The sequence below is a fragment of the Streptococcus halitosis genome (assembly GCF_003143695.2).
Lineage (GTDB): Bacteria > Bacillota > Bacilli > Lactobacillales > Streptococcaceae > Streptococcus > Streptococcus halitosis.
Genome location: NZ_QEMY02000001.1, coordinates 269,927 through 296,211 on the forward strand (window position 1 = coordinate 269,927; position 26,285 = coordinate 296,211).

The window sequence follows — 26,285 nt, forward strand, 5'->3', positions numbered from 1 at the left end:
GTTTCTAAAATATGTCAAGCGTTTTGCAGAAATTTTTATTTTACTTCTTTTACTCCTGATTATTCTTGCTCGTTTTTGAGGGATATTTTCTTTTTCCTCAAAAAAATATCCTTATGTTAGAGGGTTCAAAGCTTTTTATTTACATTTTCTTTCATTTTTTCGTGAAAATTTGTCAAATTTCCTTTGCTTAATTTCTGGTAATCGTTTGACATATTTTTCTCTTTTTTAACATAAAAGACTTGCTTTTTTTGTCGAAAACGTTTACTATTAATAATAGAATAGAACTTATGGAGGAAAGATAAAATGGAATGGACAACTGAGCGTCGTTACAGACGCTACGAAGACTGGACAAATGATGAAGTCAAGCAAATCAAGGAAAAGATGGCACAATCTCCTTGGCATACTCGTTACCATGTCGAGCCTAAAATGGGGCTTCTCAATGATCCAAATGGCTTTTCTTATTTTGATGGCAAATGGATTCTCTTTTACCAGAACTTCCCCTTTGGTGCAGCCCATGGATTGAAGTCTTGGGTGCAGCTTGAAAGTGATGATCTAGTACACTTCACAGAAACTGGAGTCAAAGTTTTGCCTGATACTCCATTAGATAGCCACGGTGCCTACTCTGGTTCTGCCATGCAATTTGGCGATAACTTGTTCTTGTTTTATACAGGAAATGTCCGTGATGAAAACTGGATTCGTCACCCATACCAGATTGGTGCTTTGATGGATAAAGATGGCAAGATTACAAAGATTGACAAGATCTTGATTGACCAACCATCTGACTCTACTGACCACTTCCGCGACCCACAAATTTTTGACTTCAAAGGTCAATACTATGCTATCGTCGGTGGACAGGATTTGGAGAAAAAAGGCTTCGTCCGTCTCTACAAGGCTGTGGACAACGACTACACAAACTGGCAAGCAGTTGGCGACCTTGACTTCGCTAACGATCGCACTGCCTACATGATGGAATGCCCAAATCTGGTCTTTGTAAGCGAGCAACCTGTCCTTCTCTACTGTCCACAAGGATTGGATAAAAAAGTTCTAGACTACGATAATATCTTTCCAAATATGTACAAAATTGGGGCTTCCTTTGATCCTGAAAATGCTAAAATGGTAGATGTGTCTCAACTTCATAATCTAGACTATGGTTTCGAGGCCTATGCAACTCAAGCCTTCAATGCTCCTGACGGACGTGCACTAGCAGTAAGTTGGCTTGGTTTACCAGATATAGCCTACCCATCTGATCGATTTGATTATCAAGGTGCCCTCTCACTGGTTAAGGAACTGACCATCAAAGACGGCAAACTCTACCAATATCCAGTCGCAGCTATCAAGGACCTCCGTGCTTCTGAAGAAGTCTTCTCGAATCGTACTCAAACCAATAACACCTACGAAATCGAACTAAACATAGAAGCCAATAGTCAGAGCGAGATTGTCTTACTTGCTGATAAAGAAGGCAAGGGACTTTCAATCAACTTTGACCTTGCAAATGGTCAAGTGACAGTGGATCGTAGCCAGTCTGGAGAACAGTATGCCCAAGAATTTGGGACGACTCGTTCTTGCCCTATCGATAATCAGGCTACTACTGCTACTATCTTCATCGACAAGTCAGTCTTTGAAATTTTCATCAATAAAGGAGAAAAAGTATTTTCTGGTCGTGTCTTCCCACATGCGGACCAAAATGGGATCCTCATCAAGTCTGGAAACCCAACTGGAACTTACTATGAATTAGATTATGGTCGCAAAACTAACTGATGTCGCAAAACTTGCAGGCGTCAGCCCCACTACCGTCTCACGGGTCATCAATAAAAAGGGTTATCTATCTGAGAAAACCATTCAAAAGGTTAATGAAGCCATGCGAGAGCTAGGCTACAAGCCTAACAATCTGGCTCGAAGCCTCCAAGGAAAATCTGCCAAGTTGATTGGACTTATTTTCCCAAACATCAGTCATATCTTTTATGCGGAGTTGATTGACAAGTTGGAACATCAGCTCTTCAAGAATGGGTACAAGACCATCATCTGTAACAGCGAGCATGACTCTGAAAAAGAACGGGAGTACATTGAAATGCTGGAGGCCAATCAGGTAGACGGTATCATTTCTGGAAGTCACAACTTGGGAATTGAAGACTACAATCGTGTGACGGCACCGATCATTTCCTTTGACCGAAACCTATCGCCAGACATCCCTGTCGTCTCCTCTGATAACTACGGTGGCGGGGTCCTCGCAGCCCAAACTCTGGTTAAGACAGGCGCTCAGTCTATCATCATGATTACAGGAAATGATAACTCTAACTCACCAACTGGACTGCGCCATGCTGGCTTTGCCTCTGTTCTCCCGAAAGCGCCTATTATCAATGTTTCGAGTGACTTTTCTCCCGTCAGAAAAGAAATGGAAATCAAGAATATCTTGACCCATCAGAAACCAGATGCGATTTTTGCTTCGGATGATTTGACAGCTATTCTGGTGATCAAAATCGCTCAGGAGCTGGGAATTTCTGTTCCTGAAGAGCTCAAGGTCATCGGCTATGATGGGACTTATTTTATCGAGAACTACTACCCTCACCTGACAACGATTAAGCAACCTATGAAAGAGATTGCCCACCTCACTGTCGATCTCCTCTTGCAGAAGATTGAAGGCAAGGAAGTTGCGACAACTGGTTACTTCTTACCAGTCACCCTATTACCAGGAAAAAGTATTTAAGTACAAAAAACTCAGACGAATTCGTCTGAGTTTTTTATGATCTTAAGTTTTCGAGATAACGCTGGGCTGTCTCTAAGTTAAAGGTTTTATCTGCGATGAGGCGCTCAACGAGAGGAGCAACTTCGGACTCACTAGCACCTGCTAGGAGAGCTAGGGATTTGGCCTGCAATTTCATGTGGCCTTGCTGGATACCCGTACTTACCAAGGCTTTGAGGGCCGCAAAGTTTTGGGCGAGACCGATGGATACGATAATCTGAGCTAATTCTTTGGCAGAAGGATTTCCCAGTAGTTCATGACTGAGGGCTACACGCGGGTTGAGACCGATTGAGCCACCCTTGGTCGCTACCGGCATGGGTAGGGTCATCTCACCGACCAATTCTTCTCTTTCCATGTCCAGTGTCCATTGACTAAGACCTTGATAGCGTCCATCTCGACTGGCAAAGGCATGGGCCCCAGCTTCGATGGCACGCCAGTCATTACCAGTGGCAATCAAAATGGCATCAATACCATTAAAAATCCCTTTATTGTGAGTAGCTGCTCGGTAGGGATCAGCCTGTGCAAACTGGCTAGCCAAAGCTATTTTCTCCGCAATTTCTCGTCCTTGGTCCCTTTGGGGACTCAAGTAGCGAAAGGCGATACGACAGCTTGCAGTCACCAGAGAATCGGTCGCGTAGTTGGACAAAATTCCCATAAGACTCTGTCCCTGACTGAGTTCTTCTAAGACTGGTTTCAAGGCTTCCAGCATGGTGTTAAGCATATTGGCTCCCATGGCTTCCTGAGTATCGACATGGAGATAGACGACGAGAAAGTCTGTTTCACCTTTGATCTGCTCTACATGCAAATCACGCGCCCCACCACCACGTTTGACGATGGAGGGATAGGCTTGATTGGCAAGTTCTAAGAGCTCCGCCTTCTTGCTGGCAATCTTCTCTTGCGCTAGATCTGGATTAGCAACTTGATAAAGGGCTACCTGACCAATCATCTGGCGCTCATGTACTTGAGCAGTAAAGCCACCTGCTCGCTTGATGATTTTACTTGCATAGCTGGCCGCAGCAACCACTGAGGGTTCTTCTATCACATAGGGAACTGTGTAGTCCTGACCGTTCACCAAAAGCTCTGGAATGATAGAATAAGGCAGAGAAAAAGTTCCCACTACATTCTCACTCAGCTGATCTGCAACCGCCAAGCTGATTTGTTCATCCTGCTCCAGACTGGTTTGCTTTTCAGGACTAAGGAGCGCCTGATCTTTCAGTAACTCAAGGCGCTCATGGTATGACTTTTTAGAAAATCCATTCCAACTTAACTTCATTATTTTTCAACCTTGCTATAACGACGTTGGTGGTCGAGAATTTCAACCAAGGCATAGTCTTGATTTTCAAAACCTGCAAACTGGGCTGAACCAGATTCATCCAACTCTACCTCTTCGAAGAAGACTTTTTCATAGTCTTCAACAGACAATGCTGTACGTTGCTTGAGTTTGCTCAAGCGATCCTTATCAAGGTAAGTTTCATAACCTTCTACCAGTTCTCCACTAAAGAACTCTGAAACCGCTCCACTTCCGTAACTGTAGAGGACAATTTTATCTCCAGCCTTCAAATTTTCTGCATTTTCCAAAAGGGAGAGAAGCCCAAGGAAGAGGGAACCTGTGTAGATATTCCCAATCATCTGACTGTAGAGAATGGACTTATCAAAGTTTTCTTGCAGACTATCCTTTTTCTCCTGAGACAAAGTCTTATCCATCATCTTGCGCAAGCCTTTTAGGGCCAACTTAGGATAAGGTAAGTGGAAGCAGATGGCCGCAAAATCATTCATAGTCCAATCAAAACGTTTCTTGTATTCATCCCAAGTCGTCGTAAGACTGTCAAGATATTGCTGAGTTGAGTACAAACCGTTTACATAAGGAGTGGTTGAATAGTTTGGGCGCCAGAAATCCATAATATCACGCGTTTGGGCAACATTATCATTGTTAAAGGCCATGGTACGCGGATTTTGCGTAATCAACATCGCCACACTCCCAGCTCCCTGAGTTGGTTCACCTGGAGCCGTTACACCATACTTGGCAATATCGCTAGCGATGACCAAGACCTTGGACTTTGGAGAATTTTCCACATGCAACTTGGCATAATGGAGGGCAGCTGTTGCTCCGTAACAAGCTTCTTTGATTTCAAAACTGCGAGCGAACGGCTGGATACCTAATAGACCGTGAACAAAGACCGCTGCTGCCTTACTCTGGTCAATTCCTGACTCGGTCGCCACGATGACCATGTCGATTTCTTCTTTTTCTTTATCTGTGAGGATAGAGTTGCTTGCACTGGCAGCTAAGGTGACAACATCCTCAGTCAATGGTGCAATGCTAATTTCGTTTAATAAGAGACCCTTACTATATTTATCCGGATCAACTCCTCTTGCTTCTGCTAGGTCTTGTAATTTCAAGACATATTGACTGGTCGCAAAACCAATCTTATCAATACCGATTGTCATATTTACCTCTGTTTTTTCATTCATTGTAAAAAATCGTTCTATTCTATTTTATCACAAATAGGAACAAATGAGAGAAAAAAGACTTGATTCAACAAATCAAGTCTTTGCTTTGACAGCATTAGGAGGATATGCCTCGCTGTTTTCGGATATAGTAATAAAGTTTCAGAATCACTGTTCCACTTGCCATCCCGATAGAAATGACTAGAGCCAACATAACTACTAGTGTTGCACTGGTAAGGGCATGACTGTAATCGCCTGTCACAAAGAAGGCTGTCGTTCGATAGGATAGATAACCGGGCACCAAGGGGGCAAGAATGGCCAAGACAAAGACCACTGCTGGCGTCTTATATACAATACTTAAAATTTGGCTGATACAAGAACCAACCACCGCTGCAATAAAGGTCGCAACAATAACATTGGTTGGTTCTTTGAGCACGAGGTAGAGGAGCCAGACACCCATTCCCAGAACACCACCAGGTAGGAGCATGGAACGCTGAACATTTAGTACGATTAGAAAGGTGATAATGGCGAGTAAACTCGCCACTGCTTGGAGTAAAATACTTGTTAGAGTCATCTTATGTCATCAAAACCAGGGCGACGGAGGTGCCGGCCCCTAAAGCGAGGGTAATGAGCAAGGATTCAAACATCTTGCTCATACCAGAGTTGATATGGTTGGTCATGATATCCCGAACTGCATTTGTCAGAGCAATCCCTGGAACAAAAGGCATGACGGCTCCCGCTATGATCAAGTCTGCCGTCGAAGGAAATCCTGTATAGCGGGCCCAGAACTGGGCAATCAATCCAAAAACAAAGGCACCCGCAAAGGCGGTTACAAAAGGAATGCGGACAAACTTCTCTACATAGAGAGAAAAAGCAAAACCAAGTAAGGTCGCAATGGCTGCACCAAAAGCATCATAGGTATTCCCCCCGAACATAATCGAGAAAAAAGGGGCACTGAGAGTTGCTGCAATAGTCACTTGGAACTTGGTATAAGGAAGAGCTTGATTCCTGATTTCCTTTAGCCTTTCAAAAGCCGTAGAGAGATCGATCTGCCCTCCGACAAGCTCCCGTGATACTTGGTTCACATCGCAGACTTTTTCGATGTTGTAGGAGGAAGAAGTTACTCGTTTCATACGAGAAATATTGGTATTCTCAATAGAAAAGAAAATAGCTGCTGGCATGGCAAGAACGTTGCAATCCACTATTCCCTGTGAATGAGCGATACGGATCATGGTGTCCTCCACCCGATAAATCTCCGAACCGCTTTTTAAGAGAATGGTTCCAGCTAGCATAATCACATCAATGACGGCATTCAACTCTCTCGATTCGTCCATTTTCTCCTCCTTTTCTGTTTCCTATATTTTATCACAAAAATCAATGAAAAAAAATCTTTGTCATGAAATCATGACAAAGATTCGTTTAATCTCGAGAACTTTCACGGGTTCCTTCACTATTTGATTGACTAGTTGAAGGAGTGTTTCCTTGTTGGTTCCCCTGATTTGGAGTTGTAGAAGAACCTTGGTTCCCACGTTGTGCAGAACTAGAAGATGAAGTTGATGGTGGTGTTTTCGGTTTGTAGATGGAAAGTTTGATACGCGTGCTAGCAAGGTCAACCTGTTCACCCGCTTTTGGTGTTTGATCTACAACTGTACCTTCTGCTGTTCCTTCAGGAGCAGTCGAAACCTCGACAACCTCAATATTGGCCTCTTTTACACCGACAATCTGAGTCAAATTATTCTTTGTAAATTCGAGACTTGAACCAATATAACTTGGCATAGAAACACTTGTTACTCTCTTAGCAACTGTTAAAGTAATTGTGCTGGCTTTTGAAAGATCATAAGTCGTACCTGCCGCAGGACTTTGTCTGAGAATAATTCCAGGTTCGCTTTCGCTGGATTCTTCCTCTTCCATCTTGATTAGATTCTCAGGAACCTTCTTCTCCTTGAGTTCGGCTACAACTTCCGTGTACTTGCGTCCGACGTAATTGCTCAATTGGAAGGATTGCTTCCCAGAAGAAACAATCAAATTGACCTTGGTCCCTTCTTTTCGGCCACTACCAGCTTCCGGATCGGTTCGAATAACGCGTCCTTCCGCTACTGTGTCGCTGGCTTCTGACTTTTCTTCACCGGCTTCAAACTTGGATTTTTTAAGAGCTTCTTTTGCCTCTGCAACAGTTTGTCCAGCCACATCAGGAATAGCAATCGTTGCTGGTGTTCTAGATAAAATCCAGACCAAAGAGGCTGCAACTAATAGAAGACTAGCTAAAAGAATCATATAGCGAGCCTTAAACTTCCGCTTTTTAGTTGGCTTTTGCGTAGGTGCTTGCTCTGGTGTTAATTTCTTTGACTGAGGACGTTCTTCCTGCGCCGGAGCTTTTGGAATCGAGGTCAGTGTACTTTGTGGAACTTTAGGTAAAGTCTTCGTGTCTGCCTTACTCGCATCATCAAAGATCAGTTTCGGTTCATTTCGACGATTATAAGACAAGCTAGTTGACAAGTCCATATACATTTCTGAAACAGACTGATAGCGATCAGACAATTTCTTAGCAGTTGCCTTGATGACAACATTTTCCAAAGCCTGAGGGACAGATGGGTTTTCAGCAATGACGGACGGAAGTGGCTTCTGGAAATGCTGGAGGGCAATCGTAACCGCGCTATCTCCATCATAAGGGATATGTCCCGTCAGCATCTCATAGAAGATAATCCCCATTGCATAGATATCACTCTGGAAAGTCGCTTTAGAACCACGCGCTTGCTCAGGTGACAAATAATGAACCGAACCCAGCATCGAGTTGGTCTGGGTCAGACTCGTCTCTGCAAAGGCCACTGCAATCCCAAAGTCAGTAACTTTAGCAGTTCCATCTGGTGTCAAGAGGATATTTTGAGGTTTCAAATCTCGGTGAACAATTCCTCTAGCATGAGCTAAACGCATAGCCAAAAGAATCTGTCCCATAATCCGAACCGCTTCTTCATTTGAAAGAGGATAGTGTTCTTTGATATAACGCTTGAGGTCAAGTCCTGCTACGTATTCCATAGCTAGGTACTGTTGGCCATCTTCCTCACCGATATCTGTTATCCGGACGATATGAGGATGGTCCAGATCCGCCATAGCCCTCGCTTCCCGCTGGAAACGTGCCACAGCAATCGGGTCCGTCTGGTAGTTGGTCCTCAGGACCTTAACTGCCACCTCTTCCCCATCTAGGATCAAATCCTTGGCCAAGTAAACATCTGCCATGCCTCCTCGACCAATCTGCTTGACAATCCGATACCGCCCGGCAAAAATCTTGCCGATTTGGATCATTCTGCCGCCTCCTCGTTCATGTAAACAAGGGCAACCGTAATGTTGTCTAAACCTCCTGCATTGTTAGCAAAACGAATGAGGGTTGCCGCCTTGTCTGCTAGGGAAATATCACTGGTTACAATATCATAAATTTCGCTTGCCGAAATCATATTGGTCAAACCATCACTATTGAGCAAGAGATAATCTCCTGACTCCAGTGTAATCATCCCAAAATCTGGCTGGATTTCATCTTTTTGTCCGATAGACTGGGTAATGATATTCTTTTGAGGGTGAGTTTCTGCTTCTTCTGGAGTCAATTGACCAGCCTTGAGCAATTCATTAACCAAAGAATGGTCACTCGTCAACTGGTGGTATTCTTCTCCACGAATCAAACCGATACGAGAATCTCCAATGTGAGCATAGATGGCTTGGTTGTCAATAAACGCAACAGCTTCTAGCGTTGTTCCCATGCCTCTGTAAGCTTCGTCCTGACCTAGTTGATGAATTTTTTGATTTTCAATCTCCAGGTAGTGGGCAAACCACTCACGAACTTCATTGACTGAGTCGATTTGGGTATCTACCCAATCTACACCGAGGTCTGTGACCGCCATCTCACTAGCGATATTTCCTGCACGGTGTCCTCCCATCCCGTCAGCCAAGATAATCATAGTGCGTCCTGCTCGGTTGACAAAGTGATTGACATAGTCCTGATTATTTGTCCGTTTCTGACCAACATCTGTTAATAATGCTATTTCCATTGTGTCAGTTCCTTCCTATTCTGATATCTTGCGAAATTGGCTGATAAAGAATCCATCACTTCCATACAATTCTGGAGTGATCAGGATGCAACCATCTTTCAGGATATCTTTACATTCGTGTTCTAGTTTAACCTGCTCGAACTCGGGATGACTTTCTAAAAATGCTTCAACAACTTGAAAGTTCTCCTCAGAGACAATAGTACAGGTACTATACGTTATTATACCACCTTTACGTAGTGTTTGACAAACACTACCTAATATTTCCAGCTGAATTTCCTGTAAGGATGTGAAATCTGCTGTTTCTTTATTGTATTTGATGTCTGGTTTGCGGCGTAAAAGTCCAATCCCAGAACAGGGAGCATCTACCAAAATCTTATCAAAAGAGTCTCGACCAAAAAACTCATGCACTTTTCTGGCATCCAATTTTTGTGTTTGCACTCGATCTGCCACACCTAAACGCTCCGCATTTTCTTGGATCAAGTCCAACTTATGATCATAAAGATCCAAAGCCGTCACCTTACCGGATGTGAGGTAAGAGGCCATATGGGCTGTTTTTCCACCCGGAGCGGCACAGGCATCCAAGACCTGTTCATCACCTTGTAGATCAAGAGTCGGAGCAACCAATTGACTGGATTCGTCTTGGATGGTAATGGCTCCATCCGCAAACAAATCATGGCCTGCAAAGTGGCCTTGCTCCTTGACCAGACCAGTGGCAGCCAAAGGGGAATCAGTCGCCTCTAACAAAGCTTTGATTTCCTCTTTTCGGCTCAAATCGGCTACACGAATACTGGCTTTGTTGCGCACCAAGAGACTTTTAAAGATGGCTTGTGCTCGCTCTTCACCGTATTCTTCCTTGAGTTTAGATACTAGCCAAACTGGGAGAGAATAGACAATGGAATCACGCTTATTTTTTCGCTTAATGCTGTCAATATCTGGCCAGCCTTCTCGTAAGATACGACGAAGGACGGCGTTGACTAATTTTTCACTGCCTTTTTTACGGGCTTTGGCTAGCTCTACCGCTTCATTGACAACAGCGTGATTAGGAATCTTATCTAGATACCGAAGTTGGTAGGCGCTCAGAAGGAGCAGGATATAGAGCCAGTTATCTAGCTTATCTCTGTCTTCGATAAAGTGGGACAGGTACCATTCCAGGGTGAGTTTTCGGGCTACCGTTCCGTAGACAATCTCTGTCACCAAGCCCTTATCTGCTGCTGAGAGTTGACTCCCCTTAAGGTGTTTGTTTAAGGCAATATTGGAATATGCTTGGTTGATAAAAACATCCTCTAATACTGCTAGAGCTAGACTTCTAGCCGTTTCTACTTTAGTCACCAAATCGTTCTCCTACAGTCAATGTCCGTCCCACTCCGTTGAGGAAGGAAGCAATGTCCATCTTAGGCTTCCCAGCTGGCTGCACTTGCTTAAGAGACAGAGCACCTTCAGCCGTTGCGACAATCAATTCCTTCTTGCCAATAGACAGAATCTCACCTGGAGCTCCCTGACCTTCTACTGGCAGGGCTTCATAAATCTTAAAGCGATCACCCTTGAGAAAAGTGTGGGCAACAGGCCATGGATTCATGCCACGTATTTGGTTGAAGAGTTGACGATTGGTTTTAGTCCAATCGAGTTTCTCTTCTTCTGGCTTAATATTTGGCGAGAAAGTGACCTGACTAGGATCTTGAGGCACAGGTTTGATCTCCCCAGCAATATAACCAGGAAGGGTGTCCAAGAGCAAGTCACGACCAACAATCGCTAATTTCTCAAACAAGGTTCCAACATTATCCTCATCAGTGATAGGAATACTGCGACGAGAAATCATATCCCCTGCATCCATTTCCTTAACCATCTCCATAATGGTCACACCAGCTTCCTCATCCCCTTGAATCAAGGCATAATGAATGGGGGCGCCACCACGGTGTTTTGGAAGGAGGGAAGCGTGAACGTTGACCGCAAAGTTCATGCTATCAAGGAGTTTACTTGGGAGGAACTGCCCAAAAGCAGCGGTCACAATCCCATCCGCCCCTAGCTTCATAATGTCTTCCATCTCTGGACTTCCAGATAATTTTTCAGGCTGGTAGATAGGAAGGCCTTCTTCTTTAGCAGCCTGCTTGACTGGGGTTTCTTGGATCACTTTTTTACGGCCGACAGCGCGGTCTGGCTGGGTCACAACAGCTAGAATCTCGTAACGGTCATCTGATAACAACCCCTTCAAAACTGTCGCTGAAAAATCGGGAGTTCCCATAAAGATTAGTCTTGTCATTTTTTCTCCTTCTTATAAAAATTGCTGCGGCTCATGGTCAATGCTGAGACGGAGCTCGCTATTTTCCCGTTCTTGAGTCAAGGCCAAAACTCGATTGAGAGTTGGTCCCAGCTCATCTTCTAAACGGTATTTAATCAAAATCTGGTAATGATAAAGGTTGTGGGTACGGGCGATGGGTTTTGGCGTTGGTCCAAGGATTTTACTAGTTTCCGATAAACCTGAGCGCAAAATCCCCATAACTTCATAGGCACGTTTGACAACCTCTTCTTCGTTCTTGTGAGAGAGGGTAATCCCAATAGTGAAATAATAAGGTGGGTAGCCAAGTTGGCGCCTGATACTCATTTCATAAGTGTAAAAGCCTTCGTAATCCTGATCTTTTGCAAAACGAATGGCATAGTGTTCCGGATTGTATGACTGGATCAAGACCTGCCCAGCCTTTTCCGCTCGACCTGCACGGCCTGCCACCTGAGTTAAGAGTTGGAAGGTTCTCTCGGAAGAACGAAAATCAGGCAAGTTTAGGGCTGTATCCGCATTGAGGACTCCGACTAGGGTCACATTTGGAAAATCCAAGCCCTTAGCAATCATCTGAGTTCCCAGCAAGATATCTGCTTCCCCTCGGCCAAACTGGTCCAGAAGAGCTTGGTGACTGCCTTTCTTGCGAGTCGTATCCACATCCATCCGCAGAATGCGAGCCTGAGGAAAGAGCTCTGCTAGCTCATCGTAGGCTTTCTGAGTCCCCGTCCCGTAGTAACGAATACTGCGACTCTGACAGTTGGGACAGACCTGAGGAATCCCCTTCGAAAAGCCACAGTAATGGCAGTTCATAGTCTTGGTATCCATATGCAGGGTGAGAGAAATGTCACAGTTGGGACAAGTATCCACCGTCCCACACTCCCGACACATGACAAAGCTAGAATAGCCCCGACGGTTGAGCATGAGGACTACCTGCTCTTTTTTATCCAAACGGTCTTGGATGGCCTCTAGCAAAGGAGGCGTAAAGTTTGACGTCTCATTCTGCCCGATATAGTCCCGAAAGTCAATCACTTGAACCTCAGGAATGGTGGCTAAAGGATTGGCCCGTTGGGTCAGACGTAAGTGTTGATAGACGCCTTTTCCAGCCCGCGCACGGCTCTCTAAGCTCGGTGTTGCCGAACCAAGGACTAGGGCTGCTTGATTGTACTGAGCCCGTAAAATGGAGACCTCTCTAGCATGATAACGGGGATTGCTGTCTTGCTTGTAGCTAGCTTCATGCTCTTCGTCGATAATTATAACACCTAGATTTTTCAAAGGAGCAAAGATAGCTGATCGAGCGCCAACAACAACTTGGGCATCGCCACGCTCAACCTTGCGCCATTCGTCGTACTTTTCACCATTGGACAGGCCTGAGTGAAGAATAGCCACTTTCTCACCAAATCGAGCAATAAAACGCTCCGTCATTTGTGGCGTCAGAGAAATCTCAGGAACCAGTAAAATAGCTGTCTTCCCCTTGTCCAAGGCTCCTTGGATGATCTGTAAGTAAACCTCCGTTTTCCCACTTCCTGTAATCCCTTGAAGGAGGAATGGAGGCTGTTGACTACCAATAGCACTGACAACGGCATCGCGAGCTTGTCTTTGCTCTGGGTTCAGAGACAAAGGCTGACTGGCCTCAATGCCTTCGAAATAAGCAGCTGAGCGTTGCACTTCCTTTTGGACTAGGGTTAGAGCTCCTTGTTCCACAAAGAAGTTGACTTGCTCCCGCGAATAAGACTCTAACAAGCTAGCCAGAGGAGCACTTTCAGAATGAGCTAGCAGATAGTCTCTCAGCTCTGCCTTTTTCTTAGCACGCGCAGAAATCTCAATCTGCTCTAGTCGAGTAGCATCAATCTCATACCAAGACTGGGTCTTGACCTTCTTTTGATCGACTGCCTGGTATTCTAAGCGGAGCAGCCCTTTTCTGGTCAAGCGCATCATTTCTGCCTGTTTGGCAAGGTCTAGAGAAGAAAAGGCTAGCGAATCTTCTGAACCAAACAGACGCTCTCGGTCTGCCTGACTCAGACCTTCCAGAGGATAGAGAATCTTATCATAACTGGAGCTTAAAAATCCAGGCAACATGGCTTTTAGAATGGAGATTTTGTAAGAAAAGACAGACTTGCGTAACTCCTCAGCCAGCCAGAGTTGCTCTTGAGTGAGAACAGGGGAAAAATCCAGCACCTCTGCAATCTCCTTCAAGTCCTGATTGGCAGCTTCTTCATCCGACTGGGACTCCAAGCCAAGCACAATTCCTTGGATCAAGCGATTGCCTTTGCCAAAAGGAACATGGACCCGCATACCGACTTCCAGCATCTCTACAAATTCCTCTGGGACCTTATAACTATAGGGCTGGTCCGTCTGCATCAGGGGAACATCTACGATAATCTTTGCGATCGCCATCTTCTCACCTCCTTCTTGTCAGTAAATTCTTGCAATAGAAAAAATAAGATTGAGTCCCCCCAACCTTAAATTTTTTCACCATCTTCTTTTTCTTTAGCGATTTGCTCTTTGATTTTCTTTTCTTCTTCTTCTTTGCGGCGTTTTTCTTCTTCGATACGGAGACGAACCGCTTCACGTTTTCCTTCTGGATCTGGGTGAATGGTTACATTTCCAGACTCGATTTCTTCCAAAGCGCGAAGAGTTGATTTTTCAGACTTAAACTCTTGAGTTGCTGGCGCACCGGCTTCTAGTTCGTGGGCGCGTTTTGCTTCCAAGATTACGAGTGAATATTTTGATGGTACCTTGTCTAGCAAGGTATCAATAGAGGGTTTTAACATCATTTGCTTGTACCTATTTCCTATAGTTTATCGAGTAGTTGGAGATTTTGGCAACATCTCCTGGTAGTGACCAATGACACGGTCCACACGGAAGTGTTCTGCTTCGATCACACGCTTGACACGTTCAGCAGCGAGGGGCACCTGATCGTTGACAATGGCATAATCATACTCACGCATGAGGGCAATTTCTTCCTTGGCTTTTTCGATTCGTTGGGCAATCACTTCAGCGCTATCTGTTCCACGACCTACCAAACGATCTTGTAATTCATCCAAATCTGGTGGTGTTAGGAAGATAAAGACAGCATCTGGAACTTTTTTCTTAACCTGAAGGGCTCCTTGGACTTCAATCTCAAGAAAGACATCGATTCCCTTGTCCAGGGTTTCATTGACATAGGTCAGAGGAGTTCCATAGTAATTACCGACATATTCTGCATATTCCAACATCTGACCTTGACGGATCAGCTCTTCAAACTCTTCACGAGTACGGAAGAAATAGTCCACTCCGTCCACTTCACCAAGACGTTGCGCGCGTGTCGTCATCGATACAGAGTATTGAAATTGATTCTCAGAACTCTCAAAAATCTCTCTTCTAACCGTTCCTTTCCCAACTCCTGAAGGACCAGAAAAAACGATTAGCAAGCCTCGGTCTGCCATTATGTCTCCTTTAGTTAGTCTGTGAAATAAAGTAAAATTTCTCTCGGATACTGATGATCGCGTCAGTTATCCTTCTACAGTCTTTCTATCTAGTGTAACAAAAAAGCAGTAATTTTTCAACTGCTCTTTCTTATTTATTTAGCATAATCTACTGCACGAAGTTCACGGATCACGGTTACCTTGATATTTCCTGGGTAATCGAGATTGTTTTCAATTTTCTCACGAACTTTGTGAGCCAAGATTGTGACTTTGTCGTCTTTGATTTGTCCTGGATTAACCATGATACGAATTTCACGTCCTGCTTGAAGGGCAAAGCTATTTTGCACTCCTTCAAAGCCATTGGCGATTTCTTCCAAATCGTGGAGACGCTTGATATAGTTTTCAAGAGATTCACTACGAGCACCTGGACGCGCTGCACTCAAGGCATCTGCTGCAGCAACGATCACTGCAATGACGCTTTCGGCTTCGACATCTCCGTGGTGGCTAGCAATAGTATTCACCACAACTGGGTGTTCCTTGTACTTACGAGCCAACTCCGTACCAATCTCAACGTGACTACCTTCAACCTCGCGGTCAATAGCTTTCCCTATGTCATGAAGGAATCCAGCACGACGGGCAAGAGCTGCATTTTCACCAAGTTCACTGGCAATGATACCAGATAACTTAGCAACCTCAATCGAATGACGCAAGACATTTTGTCCATATGAAGTACGGAACTGCAAACGTCCCATGATCTTCATCAAGTCTGGATGGAGGTTAGGCGCACCAATCTCATAAGCAGCAGCCTCACCGTATTCACGGATTTTATTGTCAATCTCCTGACGGTTTTTCTCCACCAACTCCTCGATACGAGCTGGGTGGATACGGCCATCCTTGAGCAACATTTCCATGGTCATACGAGCAATTTCACGACGAATTGGATCAAATCCTGACAAGGTCACCACTTCCGGTGTATCGTCGATAATCACATCGACCCCTGTCAAACTTTCAAAGGTACGAATATTTCGCCCTTCACGACCGATAATGCGACCCTTCATAGTATCATCTGGTAGGTGAACTGTCGAGTTTGTTGACTCTGCTACATAGTCACCAGCGATACGCTGCATAGCCTGAACCAAGATATCTTTCGCAATCTTGTCTGAACGTTCCTTCACTTCTTGCTCAGCCTCACGAATGCGGCTAGCAATTTCCTTAGTCAAGTTTTCCTCTGTCTGAGCCAAGATAATATCTCGAGCCTCAGTTTGGGAAAGGGAACCGATACGTTCAAGTTCAGCTTCTTTTTGTCTTTCGACTTCCTCTAATTGCTCTTCACGTGCATCAAGGTTTTTTGCTCTATCAGAAATACTTTGTTCTTTTTGTTCAAGTGTTTTTTCTTTGTTCGTCAAATTGTCGTCCTTACGGTCAAGGCTCGTAGCTCTCTCCGTCAAACGACTTTCAATTTGCTTGAGCTCCTGACGTTCTGACTTAAATTCAGCGTCCACTTCTTCACGGTATTTTCTGGCTTCCTCTTTGGCCTCCAATAGTGCTTCTTTTTTAAGAGACTTGCTTTCGCTCTTGGCTTCATTTAGCAATAAATCCGCTTCGCGCTCAGCTTGTCCTCGTAAATTAGTTGCTTCTTGTTCAGCATTTAGAAGCATCAACTCTGCAGCCTCTTGAGATGATTTCATCTTAGCTGAGATGCTGACATATCCAATGACTAAACCAATGATGACGGCAAAAACAGCAATCGCAAGTGTCATGATTTCCATGTTTTTACCTCATTAAATTTGTTTATCGAATGACATACATTCCTTAATATTCTATCATAAAAAACCGATTTTCACAAACCCAAATTGAAGAGTTTTGTGTGAATTTTAGGACGAATTTTAGACAATGAATCTTCCAAAAAATTCTACTTTTTCTAAATTACTAGTATTAGGCTATCACAATTTATAGCTCTCTTACTTATTTTTAAAAATCAGATACAAATCAGTAAAAAATTGAAATCTACAGCCTTTAAAGAACCTAATTAAAAAATATTTAATTAAATGCTATCCAAAACTTCTCTGTCTTCTCTTTTTTCGAAATATCGTTTTACTTTATCATATTCTAATTCTTCATAATCATAATAAGGATATTTTTTAGAAATTTCAAATTCAAAGTCGTCATTTCGATTGTATTCATACCCCAAGATTCTTAACTCATTTATCTCCGAACTTTTTTTCCATAAAAAATATAACAACTCTTCAAAATACGATTTTTTCTTATCAATAACTTCGATAATATTTTCCGAAGTAATACTAGAATATTCCTCTTTTAGAATTGCTTTATCAATCTCATCCCGATAAAGTTCACTATCTAAGGTGTCATACAGATACCCCATATATTCTGTCGGCTTCTCTTCAAAATATTTCACAAGTGACATAAGTACACTCTCTGTTTCCTCGCAACCATTCATCCACTTAATAATGTAGTCTGCTTTCTCATTATTATCAGTTCTATTTGAAAGTTCTTCTAACGACTTCTGGAACTCTCTCAGATTTGGTTTTTTTGCTTTTGAATTATTATTTTTATCTTGTACAACTCTTTCCTCTATATCTACATAATAAATTTTAAAAATCAATGATAACATTTTCCCAAAGTCATCATCTCTCAATTTACTCTTTTTCAAAATGTTATCTATGACTTCTCCTGTAGATACCATTCTATTATGATTCAGCTTAAATTTATTATCAATGAGATATTTCTTTGTTGATTCTATTTCCTTACTATTTAAAATTACAATAATTTTAAATTTTTTATTCTCAGAAAGATAGTCAATATAACCCAATAAATCATTGTAATCTGAAGGGTTATCAGATTTTGCTTCATCTAAACGCTCATCTGATTTTGCTACATATGAAACCCGTTCAAGATCATCAAAAATAACGATAGAATCTCGCTTCATTAAATTGGCTCCAACTATTTTAAAGAACCATTTAAAAACTCCTCCAATAAATGGAATAAAGTCCAAATTTCCGAGTATGGATTGTTTTTCTATCTCATTAATCAATATTTTCTCGGCTTGATCTCTTGTTTTGATCCCAAAACAGGAAATATAATAGATTTCTTTCTTTTTATAAATTTGATTTTCAAAAAACGTCTTTATAAAAAATGTTTTCCCACTTCCCCAAGAACCATCCAACCAGAAGACATTATGAATAGAATCTGAACTATTTAAAAACTCCACCAGATGACTTTGATAAGGATAGTCATCCAAGTCATATTCCGGAAATAGCTCTGGGTCCAGTTTCTTATAACTAACTTTTTTAAAAATTATGTCTAAAAACCAGAATAGTATTGTTGGTATAGTCAGTACTAACAATATTATTACACGATTCATATACAAAATTGAAATAATATCTTTTAAAAAATTATAATTAGATACAAATTATAAATAGGTAAAGCAAAGCGTTTAAATTGTTCAATCTCAAGTACAAGATACAGTACCCATATACTAGCTATAAATATTTTGTACCACTCAGCAATTCTAACATTACTACTCCATGATGGTCTTTTCAATAAATATTTCAATGGTTTGAAATTCAGAAAAAAATTAAGAATCCTCGTCATTATATTTTTCATATATACCCCTTTTAATCTATATTATCATGATTATACCACAAAATAAGAGTTATAAAGCGGATTCAAGGGACAAGAATCTAACTATTATACTAATATTTTTTCACTGATTTCTTAACTTAGGAAATCTGTCATTTTCCAAAAACTTTATCTTCAATTTACTAGCTAAAATTTCTACAATAAAAAAGCCTATCTTTCAGTAGACTTAGTAATGATCTTTGAAGGACAAGAAAGCCACGCTATCTCTATCTATCATATAAATCAGGCGATTTTCTGAGTCAATGCGACGAGACCAGGCTCCTTGGTAATCGTATTTGAGTGGTTCTGGTTTCCCCATTCCTACAAAAGGATCGCGTTGAATATCCTTGATTAATTTATTGATTCTTTTTAATGTTTTCTTATCTTGGTTTTGAAAATAGCAATAATCTGCCCAGGCATCTTCCGTAAACTTGAGCAGCATTTCTCACTCCTCAATCACATGCACCTGAGTGCTTCCAGCACGAACTTGAGCCATTCCTCGCAAGACCTTGTCAGAAAGCTCCTTGTTCTGAGCGATTCTCAGGGTTTCTTGAATACTATCCCACTCGCTCTTTGAAAGGACTACAATATCCTCATCTGGATTTTTATTGACCACCGTCAAAGGTTCAAATTCATCGTTTACCTTTTTCATGTAGTCTTTTAAATGATTTCGAAATGTTGAGTAAAGAACTGCTTCCATAACCATACCTCATTTTACCTCTTTTCCACTATTATACACAAAAAGAAAGAAATTGTCAGGAACTTGTACAAGATTTTTCTTTTCCATCTATTTATTCGAAAATCTTCTAAAAAAGTCCACCTTTCAGTAGACTTAGTTTAATTCTATTTTGATAGGCACTCTGCCAAAATTCTGCTCTGCAATACTTGGGTGTCCTAGTTGGTAGATCTGGTCTGCCTTTTGAGTCATAGCATCCCAAGGTTCTTTGCCAATTCGACTGACTAGATGGACCTGCCCTTTCAGAGACTTGAGGTGTTGTCTGCCTTTTTCGGTAAAGCCAAGGACATGAATGGCTTCTGGCAAGTCACTTTCTCTAGCCTGCACCAAGATATAGGTCAAGAGGCGTCTGACACGCGCCTTGGTATAACGCTTGGTCGCAACTACCTCGACCAATTCGTCAACAGACTGAGCCGTCTTGATAGCTTCCTTGATGCGCACAGCCATTTCTTGATTGACCTGATAGATCGTGGTTAGGTCTGGATTTGACAAGATTTGATAGCGGAGCAAGGGAAAATAGTCATCCCAGCTCACCTTACTCGCCTGCTCAAAGAGGGCAACCGAAGGCATAAAGCGTTCTAAGAAATCTTGGTCTGATTGATGCTGACGGAGAGCTGTTGCCGAGGCAAAGTCCACATCCTTATCCACAGAATGGTAACCCGCTCCCTGACGCTGAATCGGCTGAAGCTTGATGTTTCGTCCTGCAACCGCCTTGGCATAGGCCAAAGCCAGAACATGATTGGGGGTATGGCCTGAAAAATCAAGACCAGCAAATTCCTTCCACATGGCCTGGGTTTTCTGGGGATAAGATAGTGAATCAGGCAGATTTTCCACAAATTTCTCCATCTCAGTACCTCGCTCTGTGTATAAGTCAGCAATTTTCTGATAATCCAGAACTTCCTCTGTCCCGAAAGCTAGGCTATCAATACCTAACCGCGCCAAGATATCCACAGCCCCTTGACCGAAGAAATCTGCCGCCTGAACACTGACTAAAAAGGGCAATTCCACTACCAGATCCGCTCCATTTTCAAGCGCCATCTGAGCCCGAGTCCACTTATCCACGATAGCAGGCTCCCCTCTCTGCATGAAATTCCCAGACATGGCAACGATTTTCAGTCCCTTCGCCTGCTCAAGCAAGTATTTATGTCCATTATGAAAAGGATTGAACTCCACGATAATACCTGTGATGGTCATGATGTTCTCCTACTTTTGCGCTACAAAAAACCAACGGGTACTTGTCTCTGTCGGCTCCTTATCCTCAAAGTCCGCATAGAGTTTGAAGAACTTGAAACCAGCCTGTTCCAGCAAGATATCATAGGTCAAGACCTCATAGGTCCGCTCCTCATGCACTTCATCGTGGCGACTAAAGGAACCGTCCACTTCCTTGACAAAGAAGGTCAACTCATGCACGATGGAGTGAGGAGCTTCGTCCTCATAGGTGTCCCAAAGCATAGCAAAATCTTCCGCATTTTCATGGTAGGAATAGCCTGGGAATACTTCATCTGTCTGGTAGATCGAATGCACATCAAAGATGAATACTCCGTCTTCATTGAGGGCATTGTATACTTCCTTAAAGACGTCTCCTACCTCTACCTCATCCTGCATGTAGCAGATAGAGTCCGAGTAGCAAGTCACAAAATCATATTTACCAGCCTTAGATAAATCCAGCATATTGCCTTCAATAAAATCAATCTTTTGCTTGGCTGAAGTAGCTCTCTTCTCCGCAATCTTCAGCATACCCGCGCTCAAGTCAAGTCCTGTCACATCAAAGCCAGCCTGAGAAAAGCGAACAGACTGGATACCTGTTCCACAAGCCAATTCCAAAAGCTTCTTTCTCTCCTTGGTCTTAGGCAAATGACGTAGCGAAAAATCCGTCCATTTATCGTATAAACTATCATCCATGACCGCATCATAGACCGCCGCAAAGGTTTCATAAGTAGCCATAATTAAGATACAAAGAGCGTTAAAAGCAAGGAGAAAATAGGAAACTTTCTGCTGTATCGCCAGATACAAAGGAAGTTTATCTTTTTCTCGCAGCTTTTAGCTCGTGTTCAGTTTCGAGATGAACAAAACACGACGCTCTCACCTTTCTATCCATTTTTTTCTAAAATAAGCAAAGAAACCCAGTTGACTACAACTGAGTTCAATTGTAACGCTATAGTCTTTTCGTTTGCTTTTAGTACTAGGCAACGAATTGCAGGCATAACTAGGGTTAGACAAAATGAGTTAACGCCGTAATAGAAGATAAAGGAAAAGACTATAAAGTTTCAGATAAATCTACAGAATCCGCCTCATGCCATAGTTTTTCTAGGTTATAGTGGGCACGCATTTCTTCTGAGAAGATATGCACAACAACACCGCCGAGGTCTAGTAAAACCCAGCCTCCAGCTGCATCTCCTTCGACATGACTGCCTTTAAAGCCAGCTTCAGCTACTTTTTCACGGATATTGTCAGCGATAGCGTCCAACTGGCGGCTATTCATTGAGCTCGTGATGACAAAGTAGTCCGTCACGCTGGTCAAATTTTGTACATCAAGTGCAAGGATATCCTCCGCACGTTTCTCATCAGCCGCTTTCACGACTAATTCTAATAATTCTTTTTCGTTCATTTAGTCCTCTTTCAAATAGTGCACAAAGGCGTTATAGGTTTCAAGGGTTTGGGGATAGATGGGAAATCCCTGATAGGCTAGATGCTCAACGGTACGAGCTGTTTCATAGGCCACTGCCTTATTGAGAGATAGCTCCGCAATTTCACGCGCCACATCCACGCCTGGGAAGGCACGATTGTGCTCGATATAATCTGCGACGTAGACAACTTTATCTAGGTCGCCCATCTGACCAGCCCCAACTGTATGGATTTCAATAGCTCGCAGGATTTCTGGATCATGCAAATCCAAATCTTCCTGAATCTTGTAGATGCCAACCATGCCATGCCAGACATTATTTCCCCAGTTTTTGAGATCAGGGTCTAGCTGATGACGGTCAATCAAGTCTAGAAATTCCTGATCTGACAGCTTTTTAGCATAATCATGAAGAAGGCCTGCTAGACCCGCTTTCTCGGTATCGACTCCAAATCTCTCCGCTAACTCTATGGCTGCACGCTCCACCCCCAAACAATGGGTTAAACGTTTTTCAGGTAGAAGCTCTGCCATTCTTTCTAACAAAACCTCACGGGAACAGTTGATATAGTCTTGGTATGCCATCAGTAAAGCCCCTCCTTCTCGATGTAGTCTAGCACTGGCTGAGGTAGGAGAAAGTTGGGCTTCCGACCTTGGGCAATGAAGTCACGCACCATGCTGGACGAGATGTCCATGAGAGGCACATCCACCCAGATAACTGGATAGGAAGTCCCTGCCTTGTAGCGCGGGCGCTGAACTCCAACAAACTGAACCATGTCGACCAGCTCATCAATTCGGTACCATTTAGGCAGATAGTCCACCATATCAGCCCCGATAATGAAGTAATAATCCGTGTCTGGATGTTTCTCTGTCAAAATCTTCATGGTGTCGTAGGTGTAGGAAATGCCCTTGCGCTCTAACTCAATGGTTTCAATGGCCAGACCTTCAATCCCCTCTATTGCCAATTCAAGCATCTTGAGCCTATGGTACTCGGGGATGGTTTCCTTTTTATCTACATGAGGAGGTTGGTATTCGGGCATAAGCAGGACTTGGTCCAGTCCCAACTGTTGTCGGACTTGGTCCGCAACGATAAGATGGGCATTATGAACGGGATTAAAATTCCCCCCTAGAATCCCGACTTGTTTGCGTTTTTTCTCCTTGATTTCTGGCTCCAACTCTACCTTGGTAAAGGGAGTCAATAATTCGATTGCCATAGGCTCGTCTTCCTTTAATTCTCTGTAAAAACAGTTGTTTGGAGTAGGTTTTAGATTTCTTTGACTTTTTTAGAAATCTTGCGATTTTCTTTCTTGCTGGATTGTTTATACAAAATCAAGATGCGTCCGATTTTTTGGACTGTATCCACACCAATTTCTTCTTCCAAGATTTCAGCTACTTCGTGGATGTTTTCATCTGTGTTTTGCAAGAGCGTAACTTTAATCAATTCACGGGCGTCAAGAGCTTGACGGACGCTGGTTTTGATTTGGTCGTTGAGTCCATTTTTCCCGATTTGGATGATGGGTTTGAGGGTATGTGCCTGGCTGTTGAGGAAGGCACGTTGTTTCGATGTTAATGACATATTCTTTCTTCCTTTTTGGATAGTTATTTTAGGTGGTGAGGGACGGTCGGAACTAATTTTCAAAAGAATTCATCTTTGAAAAATGGATTTCCTGACCTCACAATTGAGCCTTGGTCTCAATTGTACCCTTTGCCAATCTATCGATTGGCAATCACACCACAGCAATAACTATCTTTGTATGAGCTCACTTTGTTCGCTCAGCGATTTTATTATAATACTTTTAAATAATTGCTTTGCGTGTGACAACGGCGACGCCTTCTGGTGCCCAGACGGCGACTTTGGCGGTGCCTGTTACGCGGATCCAGCCTAGGCCTGAGATGACTAGGTCGGTTTTGTCCTTGATGGTAAAGACATGTTGGACTAGTTTTGGAAAATCTTCTTTTTCCTTGCTATTTGGTGGTGTCAAAAGGGTTCCAAGGTGCTTGTCATAAAAGGTACTAGCGCCTTCAAGCTTGGTACGATGGAGTTTGAGTTCATTGTCAAAGAAAGCTGTGAAACCTTGCTTCTCACCTGCAATGAAGTCAAAGCGTCCCAAACCACCTAAGAACAGGGTTTGTTCAGGATTGAGCTGATAGGTTTTGGGCTTGATTTCCTTTTTAGGGCTGACATACTTGAGGTTTTTAGCCGTCAAGTAGTGGGCCATCTGGTGACGGTGGATAATTCCCGGCGTATCGTAGATATAAGATCCGTCATCAAGTGGAATCTCAATCTTGTCCAAGGTTGTCCCTGGGAAGCGCGAAGTCGTGATGACATTCTGGTCACCCGTAATTTCTTGGATAATAGCATTGATTAGAGTTGATTTTCCAACGTTGGTTACACCGACCACATAGACATCACGGCCCTTACGGTAGTGTTCAATCTTGTCAATGACTTCCTTAATGGCATGCTTGTTTTGTGCCGAAGTTAGGACGACATCCACTGGACGAAGCCCTTCTTCGTGGGCACGCTCCATCAGCCACTGGCTAATCTTGCCCGGCTTAACTGACTTGGGCAGGATATCTTTTTTATTTCCGACCAAGAGGACATCATTGCCCGATACAAAACGTGGCAAGCCTGGGATGACAGAGCCATTAAAGTCAAAAATATCTATGACATTGACCACTAAGGCATCACTGTCTCCCACCTCATGCAAGAGCTTGAGGAAATCATCGTCCGTCAACTGGACATCAGTAATTTCATTGTAATGGCGGAGACGGAAACAGCGTTGGCAATAAACTTCACCAGTCTCCAAACCTTTTTCAAGTGCCGACTGAGGAGTAAATCCAAGACCAGCCTTGTCTGTCGTCTGAATGGTTGCTCCACAACCAATACAGAGAATTTCTTCCATAGTTAAATTCCTTTTTTATATGTAATCGGTCCGTACTTTTCAGTGATTTTTCGCATGACACGGCGCTCGCGAGCTCGGTTAATCTGCGTTTTAATCGAGTCATGTTGGACCAAGGGTTTGACCAAGATTGAGCGAATACCCGCACGATGGGCTGCGCGAATATCTGTCATGAGTTGGTCGCCGATCATGACTACTTCATTTTTCTCGTAGTGAAATTCCTTCATAGCACGGTCAATCCCAAATGTGAAAGGCTTCAAGGCCCAATAAACGTAATCAATCCCAAATTTCTCAACTGCACGTTGAACCCGTTTTTTGGTGTTATTTGAGACTACGATGATGCGGATACCTGCGTCACGGAGATCATGTAGCCATTGCTTCATCTCTGGTGTCCCATCAGGGTTGTTCCAAGCAATGAGGGTATTGTCCAAGTCGACCAAAACAGCCTTGATTCCCTGCGCCTGCAGGCTTGGGACTGTCAAATCATAGACTGCTTCCACAGCAAAATCTGGCATGTAGTTTTCAATCGCCATTCTGGCTCCTTTTCTTTTTAATTTCTAGCAATATTCTTTAAACATTGGGCTAAGACTACCCATAAAATGAGACTAGCTATCAAAATATAAATCCAAGCATTTGGTTCATCTGCAAACGGTAAAGGAACATTCATTCCGAAGAATCCTGTAATAACCGCAAGGATAGCTAACAAGACTGAGATAATTGTCAAAGTTGTCAAATTATCATTTAGATTATTATTTAGGATGTTGTTGTAAGAGGCTGAGAGTTGTTGCAAAACTTGAGAAATCAAGTCTGTCATCGAAACCAACTGATGTGCTTCAATCATGGCATCGTCAAACTGCTCTCTTTCTACCTCATTAAAATTGCGATAAAGAGCATGCCCTTGGATGTGTTCCAAGAGGAGACGATTTTGTTTGGCAGCTGCTGTCAGGTAAACCATACCAGTTTCCAAGTCAGAGAGGGCAAAAAGATTTTTTTTAGTTGTTTTTTGACGAAGAAGTGCACTGATTTCATCCTTACTTTTATCCATCTCTTCAATCACTGGATAGTAAGCATTGCTAATAATCTCTAAACTGGCAAAAAGAAATTTATAGATTGAAACAACTTCATGGCTTTCAAGGTAGGTTGCCATACGTTTAATCACATAACTATTCTTGTGATTGCTAATTGTAATCAGCCGTTGTTTTTCAACGATAAAGGTCATCGGAATCGCTTCATAATATTCTTTATCTTTTTCTAAATCAAGAACATTATAAATGAAGGTTACCGTTCCCGTTTCACGGTGATAGTCCATGTGGGCACGCTCATTTCTATCCAGAGCATACTCGATAGTTTCCTTGTCCAATCCATAGACATCCGAAAGGTCTTCCATGTTTTTGATCTTGTCTACATCAAGATCTATCCATGTACAATCGTGACCTAATTTTTTCTCTACAAATAGCATACTCTCTCCTTTACCAAACTCCTTCTATTGTACCAT

General features: G+C 42.9%; 26 protein-coding genes. 2 read left to right on the forward strand and 24 right to left on the reverse strand.

Translation table 11 applies throughout. The features are described from left to right. Positions 1-303: 303 nt before the first annotated feature. Positions 304-1,758, forward strand: a complete 1,455-nt coding sequence (locus tag DB729_RS01415; protein ID WP_109289694.1) for a sucrose-6-phosphate hydrolase — start codon at positions 304-306, stop codon at positions 1,756-1,758. Next, positions 1,739-2,704, forward strand: coding sequence for a LacI family DNA-binding transcriptional regulator (locus DB729_RS01420; RefSeq protein WP_109289693.1), 966 nt, complete (start codon positions 1,739-1,741; stop codon positions 2,702-2,704). Before DB729_RS01415 ends, DB729_RS01420 begins: the two co-directional genes overlap by 20 nt. A gap of 34 nt (positions 2,705-2,738) precedes the next feature. Here DB729_RS01420 and DB729_RS01425 read toward each other — a convergent pair whose 3' ends face one another. The 24 genes from DB729_RS01425 to DB729_RS01540 form a co-directional block, all read right to left on the reverse strand. Next, positions 2,739-4,013 (reverse strand): hydroxymethylglutaryl-CoA reductase, degradative, encoded by a 1,275-nt coding sequence (locus DB729_RS01425; protein WP_109289692.1) that lies wholly within the window; start codon positions 4,011-4,013, stop codon positions 2,739-2,741. Next, positions 4,013-5,185, reverse strand: coding sequence for a hydroxymethylglutaryl-CoA synthase (locus DB729_RS01430; protein ID WP_165442236.1), 1,173 nt, complete (start codon positions 5,183-5,185; stop codon positions 4,013-4,015). The genes DB729_RS01425 and DB729_RS01430 overlap by 1 nt, the downstream gene beginning before the upstream one ends. 118 nt (positions 5,186-5,303) lie before the next feature. Then, positions 5,304-5,759 (reverse strand): threonine/serine exporter family protein, encoded by a 456-nt coding sequence (locus tag DB729_RS01435; RefSeq protein WP_000176910.1) that lies wholly within the window; start codon positions 5,757-5,759, stop codon positions 5,304-5,306. 1 nt (position 5,760) lies between these two features. After that, positions 5,761-6,519, reverse strand: a complete 759-nt coding sequence (locus tag DB729_RS01440) for a threonine/serine exporter family protein (protein ID WP_000344546.1) — start codon at positions 6,517-6,519, stop codon at positions 5,761-5,763. 85 nt (positions 6,520-6,604) lie between these two features. Then, a complete protein-coding gene (gene pknB / locus DB729_RS01445) occupies positions 6,605-8,485 on the reverse strand; it encodes a Stk1 family PASTA domain-containing Ser/Thr kinase (RefSeq protein WP_033606005.1) in 1,881 nt (626 codons plus the stop codon). Beyond that, positions 8,482-9,222, reverse strand: coding sequence for a Stp1/IreP family PP2C-type Ser/Thr phosphatase (locus DB729_RS01450; RefSeq protein WP_000401532.1), 741 nt, complete (start codon positions 9,220-9,222; stop codon positions 8,482-8,484). Before DB729_RS01450 ends, pknB begins: the two co-directional genes overlap by 4 nt. 15 nt (positions 9,223-9,237) lie before the next feature. After that, positions 9,238-10,551, reverse strand: coding sequence for a 16S rRNA (cytosine(967)-C(5))-methyltransferase RsmB (rsmB, locus tag DB729_RS01455; RefSeq protein WP_165442213.1), 1,314 nt, complete (start codon positions 10,549-10,551; stop codon positions 9,238-9,240). Next, positions 10,544-11,479 (reverse strand): methionyl-tRNA formyltransferase, encoded by a 936-nt coding sequence (gene fmt, locus DB729_RS01460; RefSeq protein WP_109289689.1) that lies wholly within the window; start codon positions 11,477-11,479, stop codon positions 10,544-10,546. Before fmt ends, rsmB begins: the two co-directional genes overlap by 8 nt. Positions 11,480-11,491: 12 nt before the next feature. Beyond that, complete coding sequence (locus DB729_RS01465) at positions 11,492-13,888, reverse strand: primosomal protein N' (RefSeq protein WP_109289688.1); 2,397 nt, start codon at positions 13,886-13,888, stop codon at positions 11,492-11,494. Between the two features lie 65 nt (positions 13,889-13,953). Further along, positions 13,954-14,268 carry a DNA-directed RNA polymerase subunit omega gene (gene rpoZ, locus DB729_RS01470; protein ID WP_002874282.1) on the reverse strand — a complete coding sequence of 105 codons (315 nt, stop codon included), beginning with the start codon at positions 14,266-14,268 and terminating at the stop codon, positions 13,954-13,956. A 24-nt stretch (positions 14,269-14,292) separates the two neighbouring features. After that, entirely contained in the window at positions 14,293-14,919 is a 627-nt protein-coding gene (gmk, locus tag DB729_RS01475; RefSeq protein WP_061588406.1) for a guanylate kinase, read from the reverse strand. Positions 14,920-15,053: 134 nt separating this feature from the next. Beyond that, the gene (locus tag DB729_RS01480) at positions 15,054-16,667 is read right to left on the reverse strand and encodes a ribonuclease Y (protein ID WP_000404958.1); all 1,614 of its coding nucleotides are present in this window, start codon (positions 16,665-16,667) and stop codon (positions 15,054-15,056) included. Positions 16,668-16,942: 275 nt separating this feature from the next. Then, the gene (locus DB729_RS01485) at positions 16,943-18,280 is read right to left on the reverse strand and encodes a P-loop NTPase fold protein (RefSeq protein WP_244201069.1); all 1,338 of its coding nucleotides are present in this window, start codon (positions 18,278-18,280) and stop codon (positions 16,943-16,945) included. Between the two features lie 444 nt (positions 18,281-18,724). Continuing rightward, a complete protein-coding gene (locus DB729_RS01490) occupies positions 18,725-18,979 on the reverse strand; it encodes a Txe/YoeB family addiction module toxin (protein ID WP_084940058.1) in 255 nt (84 codons plus the stop codon). A 3-nt stretch (positions 18,980-18,982) separates the two neighbouring features. Beyond that, the gene (locus DB729_RS01495; RefSeq protein ID WP_000388572.1) at positions 18,983-19,237 is read right to left on the reverse strand and encodes a type II toxin-antitoxin system Phd/YefM family antitoxin; all 255 of its coding nucleotides are present in this window, start codon (positions 19,235-19,237) and stop codon (positions 18,983-18,985) included. A gap of 132 nt (positions 19,238-19,369) precedes the next feature. Continuing rightward, entirely contained in the window at positions 19,370-20,467 is a 1,098-nt protein-coding gene (locus DB729_RS01500; RefSeq protein ID WP_109289686.1) for a nucleotidyltransferase, read from the reverse strand. Positions 20,468-20,476: 9 nt separating this feature from the next. Then, on the reverse strand, positions 20,477-21,217 hold the full coding sequence (locus DB729_RS01505; protein WP_109289829.1) for a class I SAM-dependent DNA methyltransferase: 741 nt from the start codon (positions 21,215-21,217) through the stop codon (positions 20,477-20,479). Between the two features lie 313 nt (positions 21,218-21,530). Then, positions 21,531-21,881, reverse strand: a complete 351-nt coding sequence (gene rsfS / locus DB729_RS01510) for a ribosome silencing factor (protein ID WP_109289685.1) — start codon at positions 21,879-21,881, stop codon at positions 21,531-21,533. Further along, entirely contained in the window at positions 21,882-22,475 is a 594-nt protein-coding gene (gene yqeK, locus DB729_RS01515) for a bis(5'-nucleosyl)-tetraphosphatase (symmetrical) YqeK (RefSeq protein WP_109289684.1), read from the reverse strand. It lies immediately after the preceding gene. Then, the gene (locus DB729_RS01520; protein ID WP_084872588.1) at positions 22,475-23,104 is read right to left on the reverse strand and encodes a nicotinate-nucleotide adenylyltransferase; all 630 of its coding nucleotides are present in this window, start codon (positions 23,102-23,104) and stop codon (positions 22,475-22,477) included. Before DB729_RS01520 ends, yqeK begins: the two co-directional genes overlap by 1 nt. A gap of 50 nt (positions 23,105-23,154) precedes the next feature. After that, positions 23,155-23,466, reverse strand: a complete 312-nt coding sequence (yhbY, locus tag DB729_RS01525; protein WP_000060171.1) for a ribosome assembly RNA-binding protein YhbY — start codon at positions 23,464-23,466, stop codon at positions 23,155-23,157. 220 nt (positions 23,467-23,686) lie between these two features. Further along, positions 23,687-24,793, reverse strand: coding sequence for a ribosome biogenesis GTPase YqeH (gene yqeH, locus DB729_RS01530; protein WP_109289683.1), 1,107 nt, complete (start codon positions 24,791-24,793; stop codon positions 23,687-23,689). 2 nt (positions 24,794-24,795) lie between these two features. Beyond that, positions 24,796-25,323: a YqeG family HAD IIIA-type phosphatase gene (locus DB729_RS01535; protein WP_061588413.1), complete on the reverse strand. Its 528-nt coding sequence runs from the start codon at positions 25,321-25,323 to the stop codon at positions 24,796-24,798. A 17-nt stretch (positions 25,324-25,340) separates the two neighbouring features. Then, the gene (locus DB729_RS01540; protein WP_049550257.1) at positions 25,341-26,249 is read right to left on the reverse strand and encodes a magnesium transporter CorA family protein; all 909 of its coding nucleotides are present in this window, start codon (positions 26,247-26,249) and stop codon (positions 25,341-25,343) included. Positions 26,250-26,285: the final 36 nt, after the last annotated feature.